The sequence below is a fragment of the Bacillus sp. LL01 genome (genome assembly GCF_001037965.1).
Genome location: NZ_LFEL01000144.1, coordinates 1 through 4783 on the forward strand (window position 1 = coordinate 1; position 4783 = coordinate 4783).

4 protein-coding genes are annotated in these 4783 nt (G+C 40.2%); 3 read left to right on the top strand and 1 reads right to left on the bottom strand.

Features of this window, described 5'->3' with window-relative positions:
* Positions 1-275: 275 nt before the first annotated feature.
* A complete protein-coding gene (locus AB685_RS26555) occupies positions 276-1694 on the bottom strand; it encodes a sodium:alanine symporter family protein (RefSeq protein WP_047973599.1) in 1419 nt (472 codons plus the stop codon).
* 176 nt (positions 1695-1870) lie between these two features.
* On the opposite strand from AB685_RS26555, the gene AB685_RS26560 reads away from it, so the two are divergent.
* The 3 genes from AB685_RS26560 to AB685_RS26570 form a co-directional block, all read left to right on the top strand.
* Entirely contained in the window at positions 1871-3097 is a 1227-nt protein-coding gene (locus tag AB685_RS26560; RefSeq protein WP_047973600.1) for a helix-turn-helix domain-containing protein, read from the top strand.
* Between the two features lie 138 nt (positions 3098-3235).
* Positions 3236-4369 (top strand): alanine dehydrogenase, encoded by a 1134-nt coding sequence (gene ald / locus AB685_RS26565; RefSeq protein WP_047973601.1) that lies wholly within the window; start codon positions 3236-3238, stop codon positions 4367-4369.
* Positions 4370-4463: 94 nt separating this feature from the next.
* Positions 4464-4783, top strand: a 320-nt coding sequence (locus tag AB685_RS26570) for an alanine racemase (RefSeq protein ID WP_047973602.1), incomplete at its 3' end; no start/stop codon positions are given.

Sequence of the window (4783 nt, forward strand, 5' to 3'; positions counted from 1 at the left end):
TGACGATACATGGTTGCTTGCGGCACATCCTCAAGATGACCGATCAGATGTTGCACCGTTTGGTTTGGTGTTTTAAGAAGCTCTTGAATAATTCTCATTCGGATTGGATGGAGCATGATCTCAGCCTTTTTTCGGGACACATCGTACCCTCCACTTCATTATTATCATTATATATAATGATAATAATATATTTGTATGTCCTTGTCTAGCTTACCCACCACTACCTCCAACAAAAAAGGGCCCTGTCTACTCGACAGAGCCTCCCAATAAAAGTATTAGCTTGCTTTTTTCACTGAACCTGCTTTAGCAGCTTCGTAGAAATTATTAAAGTAATCATTCGTTTCAGCCACAATGACTTTCCACAGTAATAACAAAGCAATTAAGTTTGGAATCATCATTAAGGCATTCGCCATATCCGCAAAAGCCCATACAGTTGCAAGGTTTGCCACTGTACCAACACCACAAGCTGCGATATAAACAAGACGGTATCCTGCAATTCCTCTTGACCCAGCAAGATACTCAAAACATTTTTCCCCGTATACATACCAACCAACAATCGTTGAGAAACCGAAGAAAATAACAGAGAACGCGACAATGTATTCTCCTACAGCACCAAGAACTGAACCAAATGCTGCACTTGTTAATGCCCCACCTTCAAGAGACGGATCATGAGTGACACCTGAAAGTACGCCACCAGAAGGATCCCAGAAGCCTGTAATAAGAAGGGTCAGACCAGTCATCGTACAAACAATGATTGTTACAATAAATGTACCAGTCATGGCTACAAGCGCTTGTTTAACTGGGTGATCAGCACGTGCATTACCTGCAATTAATGCTGCTGTACCAAGACCTGCTTCATTAGAGAAGATACCACGAGCAACCCCATTACGAATTGCTTCAGATACGACTACTCCAAGGAAACCACCAGCTGCAGCAACAGGATTAAAGGCATAATAAAAAATTAGTTCAAAAGCAGGAATGATCATATCATAATTTAAAATAAGAATTAAGGTTGCACCGCCCATATAAAGGAAAGCCATGATTGGCACAAAGAAACTAGCAACTGTACTAATACGTTGAATTCCACCAAAAATAATAACACTTACGAGTACAATTAAAATTAAACCAGTTACCCAATTAGCCATACCGAAACTGCTGCTCGTTACATCAGCAATGGTATTAGATTGTACACTGTTTCCGATTCCTAAAGCGGCAAATGCACCGAATACCGCAAACGCAATGGCTAACCATTTGAACTTCCGACCGAGCCCTCGCTCGATGTAATACATTGGTCCACTCGAATACTCGCCATTATCATTCTTGACACGATATTTAACCGCAAGTAATGCCTCGCCGTATTTCGTCGCCATACCTAGTAAACCAACAATCCACATCCAAAAGATTGCTCCAGGTCCACCTAGTGTAATGGCTGTAGCTACCCCGGCAATATTACCATTTCCAATTGTAGCCGCAAGCGCTGTCATCAAGGCTTTAAAATGACTTACATCCCCTTCAGCAGCTGCATCTTTACTATCTTCTTTACCAAAGCCAATCTTAAATGCATAAATGAGACGACGGAATTGTAACCCTTTTAAAGCGATGGTTAAAAATAAGCCTGTCCCAAATAATAAGATTAAACTAGGAGGCCCCCATAATACGTTATTAATCTTTCCTAGTATGTCTAAGATGTCCATAACTTTCACTCCCCACAGATAACGCTTTCATATATTATAATAAGAATGTATATGTTATTCTAACATGGCAATGCAAGCTTTTGTTTGTGAGAGCACACAAACTGAAAACGCTTCACTTGTGATTTTCGACAAAATACTGACGACTATTTTCCTAACTATAGATAAGGAGTTTTCCTATGACCGACAAAAATCACCAATCATTTAATCGACAATTTGACTCGTTAGAAGAATTTGTTGACGCGATTAGTGAACGCCTGCAATGTCCGGTAACGATTGAGGATTCTAATCATCATTTACTCGCATACAGTTCACATGATGATGGTACAGATGCTGCTAGGATTTCCACGATTATTGGCAGACGCGTACCCGAGAAAGTGATTAATCGTTTTTGGAAGGAAGGCGTAATCCCTACCCTTAACCAAAGCGACGAACCACTCGTCATTCCACAAATTCACGATATTGGCCTTGGTAATCGTGTCGCGGTCTCTATCCGTAAAAACAATGAAGTGCTCGGATATATTTGGGTACTTGAAGTGGGGCGCACCCTTACAAAGGAAGATCTTGCTGACTTAAAGCTTGCTGCTAGTAAAGCTAAAAATCAACTTCTACAATTAAATATGCAAAAGAAAAAGAAAGAAAAGAATCATCAAGAATTGCTGTGGCAAATGATCACAGGTGATGCAAGAAATCATCAAGTGATCGCAGAACAACTCTCTAAAATTGGGATAAATCCTCAAAAACCACTTGCTGTCATTTTGTTCAGCTTTGATGTTATGAGCGATGAACTTTATAAAAAGCTAGTATATGTAGCCAAAACAACTCAAAAGATCAATATTCTCATTCAAACACTAGACGAAAACCAAGTCGTATTCCTGATCTCCTCACACATTCAAAATGACTTTGTGAAAGAGACCAAAGACTTCATCGAAACATTTAAAACGCAAATAAGGGAACGTTTTGGTATTTCTCAGATTTGGTCAGGATGTGGGTATGCGTATGAAAATTATGAATGGATTAAAAGAAGTTATGATGAAGCGATAAAGGTGATTTCTCTAAAGCAGAGCTTTGATCAGGAGTTAAAATCAGCTACCTTTTATCACGAGCTTGGCATCTTTCGCTATATAGATATTTTTCAACAAGCTGAGCAAGCCAAAGATATTACCATCAACCCTGCTATAAGAAAGCTCGAAACTTATGACCTTGAGCATCGTACTAACTTATTAGAGACGTTAGATGTGATTCTTAATAAAGACGGGAACATGAATGAAGCAGCCAAGGAGCTACATTGCCATGTGAACACGTTAAATTACCGACTAAAACGTATTCAAGAGATTGCTAATATCCAATTAAAGGACCCGGTGCAAAAGCTAGGCTTATATTTAGATATGAAACTTTTTCGCTGACGCTAACAAACGATTAAGACGATTTGTTAAATTAAACAAAAAAACGTTTACATTTTCAATTTTACACACAATGCGTTCCTCCTTTTGTGGATTTATACTAACGATATAACAAACATCCGTTTTAGGAGGACGACAAACATGATTATTGGTATTCCAAAGGAAATTAAAAATAACGAAAACCGTGTTGCAATTACGCCAGCTGGTGTTGTTGCATTAACTAAAAGTGGCCATGAGATCTTAATTGAGCAAGGTGCTGGAATTGGTAGTGGATTTGAAGATACTGATTACACAGCAGCAGGAGCTACAATTATCCCAGCAGCGAAAGATGTATGGGCAAAAGCTGAAATGGTCATGAAAGTTAAAGAACCACTTAGCTCTGAATATGGCTACTTCCGTAAAGGATTAATCCTATTCACATACCTACACTTAGCAGCAGAGCCTGAACTTGCTAAAGCACTAGTAGATAGTGGTGTGATTGCCATCGCTTATGAAACAGTTGAAGTAAATCGTACACTTCCACTACTTACTCCTATGAGTGAAGTTGCTGGCCGTATGGCTTCTCAAATTGGTGCACAATTCCTTGAGAAATCTAAAGGCGGAAAAGGAATTCTTCTATCAGGCGTACCTGGTGTGAAGCGTGGAAAAGTAACAATCATCGGTGGTGGTGTTGTTGGTACAAACGCTGCGAAGATTGCAGTTGGTCTGGGAGCTGATGTAACTCTTATCGACTTAAGTGCAGATCGTCTTCGTCAACTTGATGATCAATTCGGTAACGACATCCAAACTCTTATGTCTAACCCACTTAACATCGCTGAAGCTGTAAAGGAATCAGACCTAGTCATTGGGGCTGTATTAATTCCTGGAGCAAAAGCACCTAAGCTTGTTACAGAAGAAATGATCAAATCTATGTCCCCTGGTTCTGTTGTTGTTGATGTGGCAATTGACCAAGGTGGTATTATCGAAACAGTTGACCAAATCACAACTCACGATAACCCAACATACACGAAGCACGGTGTCGTACACTATGCAGTAGCGAACATGCCTGGAGCAGTTTCACGTACTTCAACAATCGGCTTGACGAATGTAACAATGCCTTACGCATTGCAAATTGCTAACAAAGGCGTTGAAAAAGCTGTAGCTGAGAACCCTGCATTAGCACTAGGTGTTAACGTTGCAAACGGTGATGTTACTTACAAYGCTGTTGCACGTGACCTTGGCTATGAATTAGTGTCTGTTGTGGATGCACTTAGTAAAACACCTGTTCAAGCATAAGAAAGTACTATAATATAGATATAAACATACCCCCTCGGYCTCCTGACTGAGGGGGTCTATTAAAAGAAAAGAAGAATTTAAAGGAGTTTGTCAGATGAAGACGAGCAGTTTCAGACATACATATGCAGATATTTCATTACGTGCCATAGAAGAAAATGCAACGTCGTTTAAAGCCTCCTTACAAACGCCTGAGTGCAGATTAATGGCGGTTGTTAAAGGTGATGGGTATGGCCATGGTGCAGTCGCTGCTGCAAAAGCAGCCTTACGTGGTGGGGCGACTTATTTAGGCGTTGCGATCTTAGATGAAGCCATCGAGCTACGTGAAGCAGGGATTGATGTTCCTATCCTTGTTTTAGGCTACACAGCCCCCCACGCCTTACAAGAAGCCATTCAACATAATATCACAATTACGGT